This is a genomic window from Mesorhizobium sp. P160219, assembly GCF_057786095.1.
Window position 1 is genome coordinate 5791039 of record NZ_JBYNWG010000001.1, and the last position, 17642, is coordinate 5808680.

General features: G+C 60.3%; 18 protein-coding genes. 14 read left to right on the forward strand and 4 right to left on the reverse strand.

All coding sequences use genetic code 11. The features are described from left to right. Window positions 1-301: 301 nt before the first annotated feature. On the reverse strand, window positions 302-859 hold the full coding sequence (locus tag AC3EMP_RS27990; protein WP_352712122.1) for a carboxymuconolactone decarboxylase family protein: 558 nt from the start codon (window positions 857-859) through the stop codon (window positions 302-304). Between the two features lie 82 nt (window positions 860-941). After that, window positions 942-1745 carry an alpha/beta fold hydrolase gene (locus tag AC3EMP_RS27995; protein ID WP_352712121.1) on the reverse strand — a complete coding sequence of 268 codons (804 nt, stop codon included), beginning with the start codon at window positions 1743-1745 and terminating at the stop codon, window positions 942-944. A gap of 108 nt (window positions 1746-1853) precedes the next feature. Between AC3EMP_RS27995 and AC3EMP_RS28000 the strand changes: the two genes are divergently transcribed. From AC3EMP_RS28000 to AC3EMP_RS28050, 11 genes are all read left to right on the forward strand, one after another. After that, window positions 1854-2774, forward strand: coding sequence for a LysR family transcriptional regulator (locus AC3EMP_RS28000; protein WP_352712119.1), 921 nt, complete (start codon window positions 1854-1856; stop codon window positions 2772-2774). A 511-nt stretch (window positions 2775-3285) separates the two neighbouring features. After that, window positions 3286-3828: a sigma-70 family RNA polymerase sigma factor gene (locus AC3EMP_RS28005; protein WP_352537393.1), complete on the forward strand. Its 543-nt coding sequence runs from the start codon at window positions 3286-3288 to the stop codon at window positions 3826-3828. Further along, window positions 3825-4655, forward strand: coding sequence for an anti-sigma factor family protein (locus tag AC3EMP_RS28010; RefSeq protein WP_352712117.1), 831 nt, complete (start codon window positions 3825-3827; stop codon window positions 4653-4655). The genes AC3EMP_RS28005 and AC3EMP_RS28010 overlap by 4 nt, the downstream gene beginning before the upstream one ends. A 289-nt stretch (window positions 4656-4944) precedes the next feature. Beyond that, on the forward strand, window positions 4945-5190 hold the full coding sequence (locus AC3EMP_RS28015; RefSeq protein ID WP_352712115.1) for a DUF680 domain-containing protein: 246 nt from the start codon (window positions 4945-4947) through the stop codon (window positions 5188-5190). Between the two features lie 59 nt (window positions 5191-5249). After that, window positions 5250-5477, forward strand: a complete 228-nt coding sequence (locus AC3EMP_RS28020; RefSeq protein WP_352712114.1) for a DUF680 domain-containing protein — start codon at window positions 5250-5252, stop codon at window positions 5475-5477. Between the two features lie 93 nt (window positions 5478-5570). Then, the gene (locus tag AC3EMP_RS28025) at window positions 5571-6542 is read left to right on the forward strand and encodes an MBL fold metallo-hydrolase (RefSeq protein ID WP_352712112.1); all 972 of its coding nucleotides are present in this window, start codon (window positions 5571-5573) and stop codon (window positions 6540-6542) included. Between the two features lie 30 nt (window positions 6543-6572). Next, window positions 6573-7052 carry a tetratricopeptide repeat protein gene (locus tag AC3EMP_RS28030; RefSeq protein ID WP_352712111.1) on the forward strand — a complete coding sequence of 160 codons (480 nt, stop codon included), beginning with the start codon at window positions 6573-6575 and terminating at the stop codon, window positions 7050-7052. A gap of 54 nt (window positions 7053-7106) precedes the next feature. Next, window positions 7107-7610, forward strand: a complete 504-nt coding sequence (locus tag AC3EMP_RS28035) for a DoxX family protein (RefSeq protein WP_352712109.1) — start codon at window positions 7107-7109, stop codon at window positions 7608-7610. A gap of 458 nt (window positions 7611-8068) precedes the next feature. Continuing rightward, window positions 8069-9772 (forward strand): adenylate/guanylate cyclase domain-containing protein, encoded by a 1704-nt coding sequence (locus tag AC3EMP_RS28040; protein ID WP_352712107.1) that lies wholly within the window; start codon window positions 8069-8071, stop codon window positions 9770-9772. A 1080-nt stretch (window positions 9773-10852) separates the two neighbouring features. Next, a complete protein-coding gene (locus AC3EMP_RS28045) occupies window positions 10853-12130 on the forward strand; it encodes a hypothetical protein (protein WP_352712105.1) in 1278 nt (425 codons plus the stop codon). Then, window positions 12127-12504, forward strand: a complete 378-nt coding sequence (locus AC3EMP_RS28050; RefSeq protein WP_352712103.1) for a hypothetical protein — start codon at window positions 12127-12129, stop codon at window positions 12502-12504. Before AC3EMP_RS28045 ends, AC3EMP_RS28050 begins: the two co-directional genes overlap by 4 nt. Here AC3EMP_RS28050 and AC3EMP_RS28055 read toward each other — a convergent pair. Beyond that, window positions 12497-12670, reverse strand: a complete 174-nt coding sequence (locus AC3EMP_RS28055) for a hypothetical protein (protein WP_352712101.1) — start codon at window positions 12668-12670, stop codon at window positions 12497-12499. The genes AC3EMP_RS28050 and AC3EMP_RS28055 overlap by 8 nt on opposite strands. Window positions 12671-13118: 448 nt before the next feature. On the opposite strand from AC3EMP_RS28055, the gene AC3EMP_RS28060 reads away from it, so the two are divergent. Genes AC3EMP_RS28060 through terL form a run of 3 tightly spaced genes read left to right on the forward strand, consistent with a single transcriptional unit; the run spans window position 13119 to window position 16395 of the window. Further along, complete coding sequence (locus AC3EMP_RS28060) at window positions 13119-14498, forward strand: site-specific DNA-methyltransferase (protein ID WP_352712099.1); 1380 nt, start codon at window positions 13119-13121, stop codon at window positions 14496-14498. Then, a complete protein-coding gene (locus AC3EMP_RS28065) occupies window positions 14495-14944 on the forward strand; it encodes a DUF5681 domain-containing protein (protein WP_352712098.1) in 450 nt (149 codons plus the stop codon). Before AC3EMP_RS28060 ends, AC3EMP_RS28065 begins: the two co-directional genes overlap by 4 nt. Continuing rightward, a complete protein-coding gene (gene terL, locus AC3EMP_RS28070; RefSeq protein WP_352712097.1) occupies window positions 14941-16395 on the forward strand; it encodes a phage terminase large subunit in 1455 nt (484 codons plus the stop codon). The genes AC3EMP_RS28065 and terL overlap by 4 nt, the downstream gene beginning before the upstream one ends. Here terL and AC3EMP_RS28075 read toward each other — a convergent pair. Continuing rightward, on the reverse strand, window positions 16377-17573 hold the full coding sequence (locus AC3EMP_RS28075) for a uracil-DNA glycosylase family protein (protein ID WP_352712095.1): 1197 nt from the start codon (window positions 17571-17573) through the stop codon (window positions 16377-16379). The genes terL and AC3EMP_RS28075 overlap by 19 nt on opposite strands. Between the last annotated feature and the right edge of the window lie 69 nt (window positions 17574-17642).

Consider the following 17642-nt stretch of genomic DNA (forward strand, 5'->3'; position numbering starts at 1 on the left):
TCTGCGCCATGAACTGCCCCCTGCCCTCATTTTACCGACGTCTAATTTGGGGCCGGAAGCGGAAGCTCGGCTTTTGGCCGCCGAAGAATGATAGCAGACGAAAGGGTCGGCAGACGAACGTCTGAAACCGACCATCAGCTGATTGATGAACGCCACCTGGGCATAGCTGAGATTAGATCACGCAACATGGAAAGCTCGATGACGGCCGCGTGGCAAATTTTACTCGGTCCTGGCGTTACATGGTCTTTGCCTCCGCGCCCAATGCGTCGAACGCGCCCGGCACGACCGCATACTGTCCGGATCAGCCCCTACCTGTCTGCCAGACATGCGGCTGAAATGGGGTCTCCAGCGGCGGTTGGGTGATGTTGGACGTGTAGTTGGTGATCGTAGACGCCGCAAGAACGGCGACCACCTCCAGCAACCGGCTCTCATCAAAGCCCGCATCGAGGAATTCGCGCTTTTCCACCTCGCTGAGCCCACCGCGGCTCTCGATAAGCGTACGCGTGAGTTTCGCCAGAGCCGCATGCCTGGCGTCCACAGGTAGAGCGCCATCTCTGATGCTGGTGACAGATTCAGCGCCGACCCCCTCGGCAATCGCCAGATAGGAGTGAAAGGCCACAGCCCACTCTGCCTTGTTGGTGACTGCATTTGTCAAAAGCAGGATCTGGATCTCCGCTTCGCTGAAGCTCCCGCCATGTACCCGCGCGAAGAGGTCGGTCAAGCTACCGATAAGCACAGGCGAGGTTGCCATCGTGCCGGCGATATTTGGAATGAAGCCGAAGGCTGAATTCAGTGCCTCAAGTGCCGGCCTGGAAGCTCCGGGCGCCGTTTCGATGGAGTGAATGGGAAAGTTCGTCATGTGTCTGTCCTTGATGGCAATTGGGCGCAGTTTGGCGCCGCAAATGGGGTAGAGACCTGAATTCTCAGGTGACGGTGATCGCTCAATGGGCCTGCGCCGCCTCCTCGATCACTTCAGCAACATTTGCCGGATGAGAAAGCATGACAACATGCGATGCACCCTGCACGACCACGACTTCGCGCGCGTGCGCACGCTTCGCCATGAAGTCGTGCAGAGCCGGAGGGATGCTTTTGTCGGCCGCGCCGTAGACGAAGTACGACGGAAGGGTTTTCCAGGCGGCCGCGCCTGAAGCTTCCTTCAGCGCGGTCTCGGTAACAGGTCTCTGCGTGATAGCCATCAGTGCCACCTGCTCCATAGGCAGGTCGGCGGCAAAGGGTCCGGCAAATTTTGCCGGATCGACGCTCAACTGAAGGCTGCCATCTGGCAGCGCAATTGGCTTGGCCAGAGCCGCGCCAAGCTCGCTTCCCGGAAACTTGCTGATCAAAGCGAAGGTGCTCTCGCCCTTGTCAGGCGCGAATGCGGCGACATAAACCAGCGCCCTGACATTCTTGCTGTTAAGCGCGGCGTTTGTAATGACGGACCCGCCATAGGAATGGCCAACCAGCACCACAGGCCCGTCGATGCTCTCCACCACGCTGGCAACGGCTGCGGCATCGCCAGAGACGCTTCGAAGCGGGTCCGCTACTGCCACGACCGTGTAGCCATCGCGAGAGAGAATCGGGATCACTGAATTCCAAGACGAACTGTCTGCCATCGCACCGTGAACCAGAACAATGGTGGGCTTGCTGGACGCGGCTTCGGTCGCCCCAGGGGCGAGCAAAAACGCAGCCACTGCCGTCACCGCCAGCCGCCAGCCGAACAGGACACGTTTGATTTCACACTTCATAGATCTCTCCTTGGAAGGCTCGGCTATCTGTCGTTGTATCGATATAAACGATGATGACTGAGAGATAATGCTTGTATTTGGCATGATATTCATGCCAATTTTGCATGAATGGACGTTGACGACATCAAGACATTCTGCCGCGTCGCTCAACTAGGCAGCATTGCGGCTGCGGCGCGGGCCGAAGCCAGCGAGGCATCGACAGTGTCTCGCAGGATAGCTGGACTGGAAGCACAGCTTGGGACACGACTGTTCCAGCGAACGACCCGGAAACTGTCGCTGACGGAGGCCGGAGCGATTTTCCTGTCTCGCATCCTGCCTATTGTGGACGAGGTTGCGGCGGCCCGCGAAGCAGCACTTGCCACCGTCGAACAGCCAAGCGGCATGTTGCGCATTACAGCCTCAAACGCCTACGGCGAAGCGGTCGTCGCGCCACTGCTGGCCGGATTCTGCGCGCAGTACCCGCGCATTGAGATCGATCTGCTGCTCTCGGACGCTTTGGTGGACCTCGTTGCCCAGCAGGTCGACGTCGCCTTGCGTCTCGGGCCGCGTCCGACCGGGGACCTCATCGTCTCCAAGTTAAAGACAATCGAGCGTCGTTTGGTGGCGTCGAAAGAATATCTGTCTTCAGTGCCTCCGGTTGATCGGCCAGAAGACATTGGTGCGCATGTCTGTTTGCCGACCACGAATTCACCTCAAACGCCGCTGTGGCTGTTCAGGCGGGATCTCGAAAATATCGAATTGACCGTGCCGGCGAAGATCAGGACCAGCAACACACTGGCGCTTCGCCAGTTGGTACGCGACGGCGTCGGGATCTCGCTGCTGCCGGAGTGGTCGGTGGATGAGGACATCAAGAGCGGAAGGCTCGTCCAGCTCCTCCCGGGTTGGAAGATCAGCGTCGGGGCGCAGGAGAGTGCCGTGTGGGTAGCTTATCCTTCGCGCGCCTACCTGCCCCTGAAGACGCGGAAATTTATTGATTTCTTCAAAGAGCAGATATTGTCGGAGGTTCGAACTCTTGATCCTCTCGGCTGACGCCAGATGGACAATGTCTGTGCGCCGCTGGTGGCGCCTGTCGCATGGCCTCCAGTCATCTTTTTTCGCTGTCCGGGAATAAAAAGCCGCTTGCCCTGGTCCTCCATGCATGAGCTGCTGATTGACCTTGAAGGGACGCCGCACTGCAAACCCACACATTGCCGAGCACGACGGTATCGGTCGACGCGTTCCAGGACCTCTGGAAGGCGATAGGTCGGCCGCCTGCGGCCGGCTGGCTCACCTGTCTGCCGAAGGTGCTGCCGCGGTCGGGATCGGGAAAGCTCAGGTGCCGCGCATGCGAAATGGGTCGTGAATTCGGCAATGCTTGTGCTCGAGAAGCATCCATCTGGATGCATGTTTGCGGTCCAGTGCGTGATTGACATCAATGCGACGTTTGCCCTCACATTCAACGCAGTTGGCGACTCGGGATGTTTCCTCTGGGTTCGATCGCAACGCAGAACCATTCTCGCCCCATGAGCACTCAAGGCGAGGCGCATGTGACGGTGTACCGATGCTAAGCAGCAATGCGCGAGCCGACCGCTTCGGCGAAGTGGTAATGCCCCATCTCGCCGACGCGCTTTCGCTGGCCCGCTGGCTGACCGGCAATGCCACCGACGCCGAGGATGTCGTGCAGGACGCCTGCATGAAGGCACACGCCAACATCGCAAGCTATGCCGGCGGCAATGCACGTGCCTGGCTGCTCACCATCGTTCGCAACTCGTGTTACACATGGCTGGCGCGCAATCGCCCGCGCAGCATCGTCTCGGTGGGCGACCTCGGTGATCTCGACGAGGTGAGCGCCGCTCACGCAGTCGATCTGAGTGAGAGCGAAAGCCCGGAGGCGAGCCTGATCGCCAAGACAGACGTGGCGGCCCTGGAGGCGGCGATCGCCGCCCTGCCGCAACCCTTTCGAGAAACGCTCGTGCTGCGCGACGTCAATGGCCTCGCCTACCGCGATATCGCAGCCATGCTGGGCGTGCCGATGGGCACGGTGATGTCGCGGCTGGCGCGGGCGCGTGGCCTGCTGATCTCTGACCTTGGGAGGGCGCAATGAGTGCGCACAACGATGGATTGCCCGAGGACGCCGCCGGCATGAACCTGATGCTGCACGCGCTGATAGATGGCGAGCTTGACGCCGCCGCGGCCATGGCTGTCGAGCGGCGCATCGCCGCCGATCCCAAGCTGGCGGCCGAACATGCCCGCATCATGGTCTTGCAAGGGGCTGTGGCCAGGCTGACGAAGCCCCAAGTGAGCGACGAGTTCAGCGCGCGCATTGCAGCCATGGCCGCGTCCAGCCGCGTCGAGGTGCTGCGGCCCAGAGCGCCGACACAGGCGAAGTCCGCTCGAACGTGGTGGTTGGCGCGCAACTTCGGATCATTCGATTGGCGCGCCATGGCGGCCTCGATCATGATCAGCGCAGTTCTGGCCAGCGGCGCGACGCAATGGGCGATGCAGCCAAGCGTAGCCGACAGCTTTGCCGCAGGGGTAGCCAGCGGCCACCAGCGCAGCCTGCTGGCGACGAGCCCGGTGGATGTCGTCTCGTCGGACCGGCACACCGTAAAGCCATGGCTCGATGCAAGGCTCGGTCTTTCGCCGCCGGCGCCGGACATGGCCAAGGACGGATTTGCACTCATCGGTGGCAGGGTCGAGGTCATCGGCGGCCGGGCAGTGCCGGCGCTGGTCTATCGCCACCGCGAACATCTGATCACCCTTGTCGCCGAGCCTCAAAATGCCGGAGCCGTGAGCGACCCTGTCGATCTCTCGGAGGGCGGTTTTTCGCTTGTGCATTGGAGCGACGGCGCCTTCTCATACTGGGCGATTTCCGACATGGAGCGGCCGGAGCTCGACGACTTCGTGGCGCGCTTCCGCGCCGCATCGTGACGGGCTGATAACCGTCTGTCGAAGCCTCTTGAGCCGACATCAAATGCGACGTCACCGTTGGCTCAGCTCCTTACACGGGCTGAGACCACGGTAGCAGCATGGCGCCGACCTTGGACGTGCGCATGCAGCGTCGGCCGGCGCAGTTCCGGGTGGGCGCCGCTCCTGATTTCGGGACCTCCAAAAGAATTTCGCGCCACCAGGGGAATAAAGGGATGTCCTCACCGGTCTTGTGGTTAGCGGGGCCAGTTTCTCGGCACGCACCCAAGAAACGAAAGAAGGATCTACCGAAATGACCAAGCTCGCTCTCAGCGTGGCTGCCCTGCTCCTTGCCTCAAGCGCTGCCTTTGCCGGCAGCGACCATGGCGGCAACAATTCCAACCAGCCGGTCGCTACCGTTGACACCAATGCCACTGCTTCCATTTCCCCCTCCCCGCGCCAAGCCGGCGTCGACACCAAGGTCACGACGGGGCCGCGCCAGGGGTCGGTTCAGGACATCATCACCAGGCACAACAACGACGGCATCTGGGGCCGCTGAACGCGCCTCGCCCTTCAAGCAACAACTTCTCTCAACCCTCAAAATCAGAAACTGTTGAAATGAAAAAGACAGTCCTTTCCGCCGCCGCCATCCTCGTTGCCACTGGCACAGCCTTCGCCGGCAGCGACCACTACTCGGATGCCTCCAGCCAGCCTTTCGCCAGCCATCCGGTTTCAAAGATCGACACCGCGCACACCGGTTCGATCCGAAAGGCCAAAAAAGAATTGCAGGATGACGGCAATGCCAGCGTCCCGGCTCAGTACGGCCGGGGCATCTGGGGCAACTGAGTTTACTCGGGTCAGACCAGCAAGACCGCATCCGGACGGAGGGCCACGATCGGCCCTAGCACCCACCCTCAACGCTTCACACAGGAGATCACCATGTTCGACATGACACGCCGCACGTTGCTTGGAACCACGCTCGCCGCGACCGCCTTCGGTCTCGCCAGCAAGCTTGAATTCACCCGTCCCGCCTTCGCCGAAACGTCGGTTGAGCCGGCCGTTGGCTTCTACAAATACAAGGTCGGTGATATCGAGGTCACCGCCATCTATGACGGCATCTGGCGCAAGCCGCACGACCCTTCCTTCATCAAGGATGTCTCCGTCGACGACACCAAGGCCGCCCTTGCCAAGGCCGGCCTGACGACGGATTTCATGCCCATCCCGCTCACCGTCGTCGTCCTTAAGATGAACGGCAAGCTAATTATGATGGATGCCGGATCGGGCGTCGGCCAATGGCAGACCAATGCCACCCATCTGCCGGCCAACATGGCCGCCGCCGGCATCGACTATAAGACGATCGACACCATCATGATCTCGCATTTCCACCCCGACCATGTCTGGGGCCTGATGGAAAAGGGCACCAATGCACCGGTGTTCCCCAATGCCGAGCTGATCGTCAACGCCACGGAATACAAGTGGTGGACCGACCCCAGCCGGCTGGCCAAGCTGCCGGAAGGCCGCAAGCCGGCGGGCAAGCGCATCGCCGAAAATTTTCCGAAGTGGAAGAACTGGAAGCTGGTCAATGACGGCGCCGAAGTCGCACCCGGCATCCAGATCATCGCTGCGCCCGGCCACACGCCGGGACATTCGGTCTACCTCGCCCACTCCGGCAAGGAACATCTGATGATCTCGGCCGACACCATGTATGTGCCCGCCCTTCTGGCGCCGCATCCGGAGTGGCAGGGCAGCTACGATCAGGATGGGCCGACGGCGATCGCCACGCGGCACAAGCTGATCGATCGCGTGATCGCCGACAACATCCGGATCTCGGGATCGCACTTCCCGTTCCCCGGCACCGGCGTCTTCGTGAAAGACGGCAATGCCTATGGCTTCACCCCCGTGCAAGTGTAAGCGCGGCAACCCCCACAAAGCGAGATTGAAATGAAACGTTCCCTCTTCAACAGGCACGCCCTGTTTGGCCTGCTTGGCGCCATTGCCGTGCTGACCATCGTTCCCGTGGCCACTATCCTGCCGGCCTATGCGGTCGACGACATCGAAGGCGCCGATGCGCCCGACCTCACCGCCGTCCAAGCCAAGATCGCCATAAAGGACTACAAGGGCGCACTGGCCGATCTGCGTGATCTCGCGCAGGACAACCAGCAGGCCGACGTCTACAACCTTCTCGGCTTCACGCTGCGCAAGACGGGCGATTTCGCCACCGCGCTGACTTACTACAACAAGGCGCTGGAGCTGAAGCCGGACCACAAGGCCGCCCGCGAATATCTGGGCGAACTCTATGTAGAGACCGGCGACATGGCCAAGGCCAACGAGCAGCTGGCGTCGCTGCAGAAGCTGTGTCCCGCCGGCTGTGAAGAACTCGAAGACCTCCACAAGGCCATCAACACCAAGATGACCAAGTAAAACCAGGCAGGCGCTGCAAGGCGCCTGCTCCTTTCTCATTGCCCGGAGCCAATCGTGACCACGACACAAACCGCCTCGAAACTTCATCTCACCGACTTGACCCTGCTGACGGGTCGCCTGCTGCTCTCATTGCTCTTCGTGCATGAAGGCCTGGAGCTGGCGACGCATTTCGCCGGTGCAGCCAAGGCGATGACGGCGCTCGGCGTCAGCCTGCCGCTTTTAATAGCCACCATAGCGCTGCAGTTGGGAGCTGGCTTTTCGGTCGGCCTTGGTCTGCTGACGCGTCTGGGCGCGGTGGCGCTCGGACTGTTCTGTTTGGCAACGGCAGCTTTGTTCCACACCAATTTCGCCAACCAGAACGAATTGCTGCATTTCGAAAAGGATCTCGCCATAGCGGGCGGCATGTTCGTCCTGGCCATAGCCGGCGCCGGGGCGATATCTCTCGACAGGGTGCTGAACGGCCTCGTGAAGCGCCGGCAACAGGACAGAGAGACGGTTGCCGCGCTCATAGCGGCCGGTAGGCCTCTCTCGGTCGGCGAAATTAAGCTTCCATTCTAAATCGCCAAGACGCCGGGTCTCATATCAACCCGCCCGCCCGATCCGAACGCTACAAACGCCTCGGGCGCCCCCTGATGACGAAAGCCGTTCATGGCGGGTTGTTTATCGACGTCCGCTTATCGGCACGGATAGGAACGCCCTATCGGCCGATATGAGGCGCAAAGCTGCCGTTCAAAAGGTAGCACGCTTGGAAGTTCGTGCCGACGCGCTATCTGGCGCATGTGCCAGAAGTCGCTGCCTTCAAAGCTATCCAAAAACCGAATCTTTGTCCCACTTTGTCCATAAGCCCCGCAAAAGCATCCAGGAACCCCAGGCGATTTGGCCCTATCGAACTGCCACCACGTCGTGGAATGGCAGGCGGCAAGGCTTGATTGACTGATTGTCCCCGCCGGCAAATCTTGACCGGAAGGCGCTATTGCCGGCGTGTTTTGGTCAGCGAATCGTTCAAGGCACTGGAAATGAGCCAATCGCAGGTCCCAGCACCACCGCCCGGATGGCTGCCGGACGCGTGGCTCCGCAACGCACGGCTGGTGTCCGGCCTTGTGCTGATGGCGTTCGTGACGCTGCATTTCCTGAACCATGCGTTGCTCCTGATCTCGCTTGAAGCAGCGGATAAGGGGCGCGCGGTGTTCCTGCTGATCTGGCGCAACCCGGCCGGGACGCTGCTCCTCTACGGCGCGGTCGCCACGCATCTCGTTCTGTCGCTGCTGGCGCTCTACCAACGCCGCACGCTGGCCATGCCGGCGCGAGAGTGGGCACAGATACTGCTCGGCCTCTCCATCCCGCTTCTGATTGCCGAGCACGTGGTCGGCACGCGTGCCATGCACGCCCTCTATGAGGCCAACGACACTTACGAGTTTGTGGTGCGCTCGCTATGGATCCTGACACCGCAGGTCGGGGTGCGGCAGGCGATCGCGGTGGTCGTCATCTGGGCACATGGCTGCCTCGGCCTCTACTTCTGGCTGCGCTATCGTCGGTGGTATCCGCGCGTCGCGTCGGCTCTGCTGGTCCTGGCGGTGCTGGTTCCAGTCCTGGCGCTGCTCGGTTTCGCTAGCGCCGGAAAGGAGGTCTCGGCGATGGGACCGCCTCAGTCGCAGCCCATCGAGCCAGCCCTTTTCGACCGGGCGTTGGCGACCAAGGAGCGCATGGACAGCAGCATCTATGCCGGCTTTGCGGGACTAATCGTCCTGGTGCTGGCGGCGCGCATCGTTCGCGACCGCATCGAGCGGCGCAACCTGATCAAGGTGCGCTATGCCGGCGGGCGCAAGGTACGCATTCCCCGCGGCTACAGCGTGCTCGACGCCAGCCGGCTGGGCGGCATCGCGCATTATGCCGTGTGCGGCGGGCGCGGACGCTGCTCGACCTGCCGCATCCGCGTGGTCGACGGCCTGGCCGAGCAGCCGGAGCCCAGTCCGATCGAAGCGGCGACCCTGCGCCGCATCGCGGCCGACGGCGACGTGCGGCTCGCCTGCCAGCTCAGGCCGCGCGGCGATCTTCGCGTCGCGCCGCTGCTGTCGCCGCCGGTCACGGCGGGGGGCCCGCTCGGCGCAACCGCCAGCGATCCCGGCCACGAGAAGGTAGTGGTGGTGATGTTCTGCGACATGCGCGGCTTCACGGCGATGGCCGACCAGCGCCTGCCATTCGACGTGGTCTTCCTGCTCAACCGCTATTTCGGCGTAATCGGCCGCGCAGTCGAGAGCTCAGGCGGCCGCGTCGACAAGTTCGTCGGCGATGGCGCCATGGCGCTGTTCGGGCTGGAGACCACGCCCGGCGAGGCATGCCGCAACGCACTTTCTGCCGCCAGCGCCATCGTCGAAGGGGTTCGCGCCCTCAGCGACGACTTTGCCGAGGAACTGCGCGCCACCATCAAGGTCGCGATCGGCATCCATGTCGGCCAGGCGATCGTCGGCTCGATGGGCTACGGCGCGGTCACGAACGTGACCGCGATCGGCGACACTATCAACGTCGGCAGCCGGCTGGAGGCCGCGGCGAAGGAATTCGAGGCGGAGATCGTCGTCTCCGAAGCGACGGTGCGGCTTTCGGGCATGGAACTACCCGGCGCGGAGGCGCGCGAGATCGACATCCGCGGCCGTGCGCGCCCGCTCGGCGTGCTGGTCGTGCCGCGCGGCGCGGCGGTGCCGATCGCCTGCCAGCAAAATTGAGATAAGGCGGGCTCGAAATGCCGGCCTCGCACACTCCCTACGATGCCGGAGGTCAGTCGGCGCGAACCGGATCGAGCGTCATCTGCTAGTCCTCGTCTATTCGCGAGAGAATTTCGCCGAGGCGGTCACGCGACTGACTGGCGGCGCCTGAGCGGATGTCGCCTATGATGCTGTCGGCAACGACACCTTCGGCGGGTCACTGGCAGCGCTCGGGGGCCGAAGCCATCTCGTTAGTTTTGGCCAGGCGTCAGGCCCAGTCGGCAACTGGGACATCGGTCGGTTCTCTTCGAAGTCCGTCACGATTTCCCGGCCTAACTACGCCCACTATACGGATGCACCGCAAAAGCTTGCTCTGCAATTGAACCGGTTCTTTGCCGCGCTCCGACTGGGCGTTATCAAAGGTCGAGCCTCCAAGGCCCTACGATCTTGCAGCAGCGTCCGAGGCCCATCGCGATCTGGAGTCTCGACGAACGACCGGCGCGCTGGTGCTAAAGGTTTGAGACAAGTTTTCACGTTCGGAGTTCAGCGGCGTCACACGAAGCTGGCGGTCGCTATTGCCGCCATTCATTTCAAGGCCTTGCCAATAGCTGCTGTCGGCGTAGCCCCGATCAAACCGCCAGCGCTTGCAAGGTCCGCTTTTGGAGAACTTAGATGGGCTTCGACGACCGATATGAGGCGCGATGCTGACAGCGAAGTCTCACCGTCGGGCATTAGCAACCTAGGCAAAAATGCGACATCGTAGTGTCCGGCAATCGACCGTTTTCGGACACGCTTGTGGCCGCACGTAGCACAGCGGGTTGTTTCGCAGGTGCTGTGTCCGGAAACTCTGTCCGGATTTCTATTGTTCGGAATACGCGATTTGCGCCGCCACCCGGCTATGTTCCCGACTGCATATCATGAGACATTTGGCGCCGTGGCCCAATTCGCTCACCTAGAGCAAATGGACTCGACAATTCGAGTTGACTGCCGTTCCAGATCGAGCGCAAGTCCACCTCACAAGTCTGGTGAACGTCTGCCAATATAATCGAAATATCTTCGACGACGATTTCTAGGTGTCATATTGGAGAAGGTGACCTTCGAATGAGTGCCTTGTTATTTTCTGGCTTCAGTTCAACAGTTCCCGAGCCCCTGGGCCGTCGCTCGCTGATGCCAAACCAAACGCCTGCCCGAGGGCGAGTGCCAGTTTCGAATGCTTTTTCGCAGCATGCTTATGACGAGCATTGGCTACAAGATTTGCTGTTTCGGCATCCCGAGTTGATCGTGGCCGACCGCCTTGAAGGCAGCTTTGGCGATGTCGTGCCTTTATGCCGGGAACTCGCCATTCCTCGAGCGGGCGGGACAGTGTTCGCGGATATTCTGGGCGTCGCAAGGACCGGCCGACTGGTCATTATTGAGTGCAAGCTTTGGCGCAACCCACAAGCGCGACGGGAGGTGTTGGCGCAAATCCTGGAATATGCCGCGCTGCTGCGACGCTGGAGCTTCGGTGATCTGACCGCACGGATTAAACGCAAGCTGCCATCCCATGAGCCGAACCCAATCTTTGCCGCGGCGAAGCTCCGGTGGCCAGATCTTGAAGAGGCTTCATTCGTGGATGCGGTAACGCGGTCGCTAAAGCTGGGTGACTTTCAGCTCATCATTGCCGGAGATGGCATTCGCTCGGACACGCACGCGATTGCCGAACATCTTAATTCGCAAGGTGCGGGCCTAGCTCAGCTGACACTGCTTGAGATCCAATTGTGGCAGGCGGCTTCGGGTACCATTGTCGTGTTACCAATAGTGCCCTTGCGGACTAAAGTCTTCCAGCAAAGAGTTTTGGTCGACGGCGGCGGCGTGCCGCTCCAGCTGGAGACGCAGGAAATCGGCGCCTCAGAAGCCAGCGAAACGATGGAGAGCGTTGTTGATCCGGAAAGCGGCAGTCGGCGAAGCGTCAATCGTGCGTTCTGGCAACGGTTCATAGACCACGTTCAATTCGATCATTCCGACCAGTTGCCAGCGCGTCACGGTGGCGACAACTGGGTCAGGATACCGCTCTCAAAGCCCCTAGGCTGGATTACAGGTTTTCGCTCCACTGGCGCAAAGGCTGAAGTGGGTTTGTTTCTGACCTTCAGGGACGAGGATGGGCAAGTTCTTTTCGATGAGTTCGACGCCCACATTGCAGAGCTGCGCAGCGAAAGCGGCCTCGATTTGGCAGCAAGGTTGAAATCCGCCACACCGTTCTACGCCGAACTCGGCATATTCAGATCGCGGTCGAGCTTTGCTGACGAGGAACAGCAACTCGAGTTGCTATGTGACACGGCCAATCGGTTCGTCTCGCCAATCCGTCCTCGGCTCAGCGTGCTGGCGGAAGCCGCCGAATGACAAGGCTTCTCAAATGGGAGCTACTGGCGCTGAAGGGCGACTTCTCGGCGATGCCCAAACCGTTCGCGTGGGATCAGTCCGTCCGCTTCTCCCATTTCCTGAATGGGTACGACGCCGCCGGAGGAATGGACCCTCTTGCCGAACTTGCCAACGGGATGGCATCAAAGGCCCGCGAGACCGGCAAGTGGGAAGGCAGTGCAATCGACCTTTGGCTCTGCTTATTCTTCCAGCATCGCGCGCAGCGCCACATGGGATCAGACGACAGAGACCCGATGCTCGATGCCCTATGTGAGACGCTACGCACGAGGCTCTGTCGGCTGCCCCCAGAGGAGGCCAACGCGTTGGCTGGGCACCTTAAGCGGGACGCTATTTAGGGAATGTGTGTTCGCCATTGCGGCGCTCGATCTCGGCACTTGCCCAATCGATGAACTCTTGCACGTCCGCTGTTCTCGCCTCGATCATCTCTAGGCTGTCGCGAAATTCAATCCACTCGCTGAGCGGTGCCCAGGGCGACGGCGGATCAACGAAGCCTTTGAACATTCGGCTGCCTCTATCCGTGCGGCGTCAACCTGTCGCGACGGCGTCAGAAAAGTCTCCTACGCTATATAGTTGTATAGATCGAGAACCGCTATTTTTTGCGTGTGCCCCAGACAAGACCAGGGCAAATCGCCTCGCGCCTCAAGCAGAGCGCCATCAAGGCCGCTTTTCGCAGTTGTTCGCATATCGAAATAGATTGATAGCTAGTTCCGAAAGGTCGGAGCAAAACAGTTTGCCGGCAACCGCTGTATCGCAAGGAGCCGACAAAATTTTTTGTTGCCCCAGACTTACACAAAATCGGTGATTTGTGAATCCCAGATGGAACGCTGCCGAAGACGCTCTGTGAATTCCGGGTATGGCCTATTTTAGATGATTTTTTCGAATCGTCGATTCTGCGACCTCTTGGACAAGGCGCGTTACTATGCGGCGCGCACGAATTTCAGAGGATCAAATGGCCACCAAAATCACCACGGTTTCGATCGACGCCCTCACCCCTTACCGAAACAATGCTCGCACCCACTCCAAGAAACAAATCCGACAAATTGCCCACTCCATCGAAAAATTCGGTTTCACCAATCCGGTTTTGGTCGACGAGAAGAACAACGTCCTTGCCGGCCATGGCCGGCTCTCAGCAGCGCGCCTGCTGGGTTGGAAGGAAGTTCCAACCCTCTCAATCACCCATCTCAATGAGGCGCAGAAGCGCGCCTACATAGTTGCCGACAATCGCATCGCCGAGAAGGCCGGCTGGGACAAGCAGATCCTGGCCATCGAGTTGCAGGCGCTGGTCGACCTCGACTTCGATGTGAGCCTCACCGGCTTCGACATCCCAGAGGTCGATCTGATCATCAGCGAGTTCTCGCCGAACAATCAGGATGATGAATCGGAAGAGGATGAAACGGGCCTTCCGGAGCAATCAGCAGGACCAGCAATAACGCGGCCCGGCGATCTGTTTCTGCTCGGCGAACATCGATTGCTTTGCGGCAACGCGCTTTCGAAAGAGAATTTCGAGACGCTGATGCAGGGGGAGAAGGCGTCCGTCTGTTTCACAGACCCGCCCTACAACGTTCCGATCGGCGGACACGTCAGCGGGCTTGGCAAGACGAGCCACCGGGAATTTGCAATGGCATCCGGCGAGATGTCCGACGACGAGTTCGCAGGGTTCCTGGAACAGTCGTTCTCACTGATTGCTGGGTCGAGCAAGCCGGGCGCTATCGCCTTCGTGTGCATGGATTGGCGTCATATCGCAGAGACCACATTGGCGGGTAAACAGACGTTCGGCGATCTGCTCAATCTGTGCGTCTGGAACAAGACTAATGCCGGCATGGGCAGCCTCTACCGCTCTCAGCACGAACTGGTGCTGGTGTTCAGGAATGGCAAGGAGCCGCATCGCAATAACGTTGAACTCGGCAAACATGGACGTCACCGCAGCAATGTCTGGACCTATCGCGGCGCCAACAGCTTTGGCACCTCGCGAATGGAAGAGCTCGAAGCGCATCCCACCGTCAAACCTGTCGCTCTGGTTGCCGACGCTCTGCTCGACGTCAGCCGCCGCGGCGACGTCGTGCTGGACCCTTTTGGCGGCTCGGGCAGCACGCTACTCGCATCGCACAAGACCGGGCGCCACGCACGCCTTATCGAGATCGATCCCGTCTATTGCGATCTGATCATCCGCCGCTTCGAAAGGCATACGGGCAAGCAGGCAACGCTCGCCACCACGGGCGAGACTTTCGAGGAATTGTGTGAGCAGCGTGGAAGCGTCGAAGCTTCCAGCTCACTCGCCAAAGCAGCATCCGCGCAACCGGCTCCTGGAATCCTTGGAGGCGTACTGTGACCGCCCGGAGAAGGAAACCTGCCGACTACTCGATAGGCTACGGCAAGCCTCCGACTGAAACCCGGTTTCAGAAAGGAATGTCAGGCAATCCGAAAGGGCGACCGAAAGGCAAAAAGAACATGAACACTATTGTACGCGAGACGCTCTTTGGGCCGATCCAAATCCAGCAGAATGGCAGGACGACGACGGTGACGGCGCTGGAGGCCATCCTCCTCAAAATGCGCAACAATGCGCTTTCAGGGGACTTCCGGTCGGCTGCCCACGCCCTCCAGCTCGCATCCCGTTCTGCCGACCTTGAGGAAAGCCGGCAACCCGAAGCGGAGGTCGATCCGTTCGATCCGAAAACAATGGTCGAGATGATGCGAGATTATCTCGACCACAAGGACTCGCCAGAGAACAATACCGAGACCCGTTCCAAGACCGGCGACGAGGGAGACGAGCAATGAACGTCTCACTCCCCCTACCGGGCCGACCATCATCCTCGCCCGTTGCACCGACTGCCCTTCAGCTGCTGTTGGGCGCGGCCCGTGATGACCTGGCGACCTTCGTGGCGCTGGCTTTCTCCGCTGTCGACCCAGGCGCCAAGTATTTGCCCAACTGGCACATCCGCGCCATTGCGCATCAGCTCGAGCGCGTGTCCGCGGGCAAGTGCAAGCGCCTGATCATTACGATGCCGCCGCGATCGCTGAAGTCGGTCACCAGCTCGGTCGCGTTCCCGGCATGGATTCTTGGCCGCGATCCGTCGAAGAAAATGATTTGCGTCTCCTATGCTCAACCACTTGCGGTCAAGCACGCCAACGACTTTCGAACGGTCGTCAACACCGATTGGTACCGATCGATGTTTCCGAACTTCAAGGTTAGCCCGCGGAAGAACACTGAAAATGAACTGCAGACCACGCTCGGCGGTGGGCGCCTGGCGACCTCGACCGGTGGTCAGCTAACCGGCCGCGGTGGCGACATCATCATTATCGATGACCCCTTGAAGGCAGATGACGCGCATTCGGAATCGGCTCGCAATAAATGCGCCGAATGGGTTCGCACGACGTTGATGTCGCGCTTCGACAATCCCGCTGCCGGTGCCGTCGTCCTTGTCATGCAAAGATTGCATGTCGACGACCTGGCAGGCGTGCTTCTGGAGACTGGCGGCTGGGAGCATTTAAACCTGTCGGCGATTGCCGAGCAGGACGAGCGCGTGCAGACCGGCGAAGATCGCTGGTACGATCGCAAGTTTGGCGACTTGCTGCACCCCGCCCGGCTCGGACACGTCGAACTGGAAAGACTGAAGCGAGATTTGGGATCGCTCACCTTCTCCGCGCAATACCAACAATCCCCTGCCCCGCCGGACGGCAACATGGTCAAGAGGGTGTGGTTTCGCGACTACGATCCGCATCAGTTCGACCGTCGGTCGATGACCATCGTTCAAAGCTGGGACACCGCCCTTAAGGGCGACCCCTCCAGCGATTACTCCGTCGGAACGACATGGGCCAAGGACGACAACAACTATTATCTCCTTGATCTCGTGCGCGTCAGGGCAGCTTATCCAGACCTCATCAAGGCCGTCAAAAACTCCCTTTTGGAGCACGACCCTGACATCATCCTCATTGAAGATGCCGGCTCTGGCTCAAGCCTCATCGCCGACTTGGAAAGCCAAGACATCAGCACGACGCCGGTAAAAGCGAGAACCGACAAGGAAAGTCGGCTGTCACGCGTTGCCGCGATGATCGAAAACGGCAACGTCAATCTTCCGAAAGACGCGCATTGGAGAAATGACTTCCTGCTTGAGGTGCTCGCATTTCCGCACGGCAAGCACGACGACCAGGTCGATTCCATGACCCAAGCGCTGATCTGGATGAAGGACGACAAGCCGACGGGGAGGTTCTATGTCGGCAAATTCTGAAGCGCTACTCCTAAATCGGGAGGGTATCCTCGGCGCCGATCAAGCGTGGTCACCTTATTCCGGATATCGACATAGCGCCTACGCCAACCGTTCTCTTCCCCCTGTGCGCCCAAGAACCAGGCGATGGGGCCGTTGTTGGCTCCGCTGGCGTGCGGCATCCCAGTCAGAATTCTCCGCTCTGGAACTCCGGCTTCGCCGCCAATTCTGGCCAACACCTCCGAGACCATATCTCCCATGGGCACAAACACGGCGTTGGGGAAAGCTGAGAGTTCTTCGGTGAGCCACTCTCGGGCTTTGTCGAACAAGAACGGGACCTTGTTCATGTCAGGCGAGCGGCTGTAGTTCTCGCCATCGACGAAGGCCGGATAGCGGATCGCCGATGTGAAGTGAGCACGCTGACTATCGACGGTCCACAGGGTTGCGGTCGACGTAATTCCCAGCCAATCGTTGAGGCCAACGGCATCCATCAGCCTCACGAGATTCTTTCTCATGTCCCCAGCAAAGCTGGCATGCACCTTCGCTCGTGCAAGGATATCTTCGCGCGATGCTCCGCTCGCCATCGCCCGTTTGGCCCCGAGAAGAGCCTCCCGCATTTGCTGGCGGCCAGGTGTGATGCCGACAATCACGATGTCCGCTCCAGCATTGACGTAGTCGAACGGTGCGTATGCGATGTCGAGCCGCTTCGATTTGTAGATGTGCGACCCCATCAGAAGCGTGCGCGGATTCTCGATTTCGCCTGCAAGCTCGGCAAGCGAGATCTCCCGAACGAGCTTGAGGTAGTCTTTGTCGTTGCCCGATGATGCCAGGGTCCTCTCTGTATGGCTTGCAATCGGCGCGCTCTGCGACGGTACTTTTTGCGCGGGGGCAGGTTTGACAACATGCTCGATTGAAACCTGTCGGCTCACTGGCTCCGCAGGCACAGCATCCCCGAGCGCAGGTGGCTCGGCGTCCACGATGTCGGCAGAAATTAGTCGGCGATCCCGCGTGCCCCTGATTTCCATCCAGATCGGCCAGCCTCGCCGCAAGTAGGTTCGCAGTTCGTCGAGCGTCGTTGCCTTCACCCTATTCGCGATGTGATGCCGTTCCCGGCCAAGCGCCGGATCGGCCGCCCCGTATGTGGTATCCGCGAACCTGTGCGGGACGAGAATCTCTCCAGTATCAGCCTTTATGCGGTACATGCGGTCCCCCACCAGTTACTAAAATTTGGGATAGTGCATTGCGGAGAAGCCGCAACAGGATTTTGGCGG